General features: G+C 53.8%; 1 protein-coding gene. It reads right to left on the bottom strand.

Annotation, left to right across the window (positions count from 1 at the left end; all coding sequences use genetic code 11):
• A partial coding sequence (locus tag AC0TOF_RS00015) for a hypothetical protein (protein ID WP_473766718.1) occupies nt 1-1,477 on the bottom strand: 1,477 nt, incomplete at both ends.

Genomic DNA, 1,477 nt, shown 5'->3' with positions numbered 1-1,477 from the left:
TGGATGGGCATACGCCCGCTTCCCAGCGTTTGGATCACATTTGCCGGCACGGGCGTGGTAAGATCTTTGCCGTTGCCAACATCGGTGGATGAAACCGTAATGGTTCCGATCTTCGTGGTTGCATAATAGCAGTCGATCTCATCGCCTGCCTGGAAGGAAGGCACCTGCGGCGTAGCGGTATTGAGCCATGGAACGATAAAGACTGCATCGTTCTTTGATTGCTCCACCGTAATCGAGTTTGGCTGATCGCCCTGCACCCAGCCAAATGCGTGAAGAATGGGCGCGCTCAACGCTTCATTCTCGAGCGTATCCGGATCTGGATCCTGACCACCAGGCTGCTGAATGTTTACCACCACATTGGTTCCCTGGGCGGGCGCGCCCAATAAACTGGTTCCACGATAGGCTTCGTAGGTGACAGTAACAGCGCCATTGCCTTCGTCCTGAACCGTTTTATATGGAACCGGGATGCTCAGCATGACCGGGAGAGTGGGATCGGTGACTATGATTGGCGGCTGCAGCGCGGTCTTGCCCCAATAAGCCAAAATCTTGTCACCGGCGGCCAGCCTGGCGTTGCCGGGGATATCGACAAGGATCGGCGTGCGCGCTGCGGTTTCATCGAGCGGTTTCAAGTTTTGGTATAACGGCACCAGTGGCGGCGCCAGATCATCAACGGCACCACTGACGAAAACGCTAATAAGCACCGGCGTCGACATCTCTGAGCGATTGCCCGCCATATCCGTGATATAATAACGGAATTCGGTTAGCCCATCGCCATTTGCCCTTATCATGTCGCCTGAGAAAGCGATCTTGATATCCTTGGTCGGATCATATTTATCGATTCGCACGGAATCTGCCTGGATGACTGTGCCGCCGCCCATATGCAGAGCCAATTCCGCCACAAAGGCGTCTCCATCCGCTGCTCCTTCATAACTTGGGACCTGAGCCGTGACCTGATCTCCCAACTGAGCCAGCTTGGCGGCATTAAGCCCATTGGAAACCAGTGTTGGATCATCAAATATAAGAAAACCCGGATGCGGCCTTCCCGGCTTGGCATAGTCAGTAATGAAAGTTGTCGTCGGGCTGGTAATGCCCGGTTCATCTGGAAGAAACTTCGAATAGAATCTGTATTGAAGCGAGTACGCCCCCTCTGCAGTTCGCAACGCGGCTGGCAGAGACAATTCCACCAGCCCCTGGTCTTTTTCCTCTTGCGTGATGGCGTGCTTGTTATTCGGATCATGCTCGACATTATCAATAACCAGAACGATCTCATCACCCTTACTGTAGCTGCCCAGGGTGTCGATATAGACAGTCAACGGCTGTGTACGAATGTCTGCCTTGAGCAATTTATTGGCGATTGACGGAAATGTCTTGTCATCCGTTGTAGCGTAAACGGTGTCGGGAAGCCTGGGAGGATCGTAATGGAAGGGGGCGGCAGTAACCTCCCCTTGAGCCTGTAGTGCTGCTGTGTGGCGTCGCA

Source organism: Ochrobactrum sp. PL_is501 (assembly GCF_055816895.1).
Note: the sequence above shows the minus strand (reverse complement) of the source record. Positions and strands in the feature narration are given on the sequence as shown.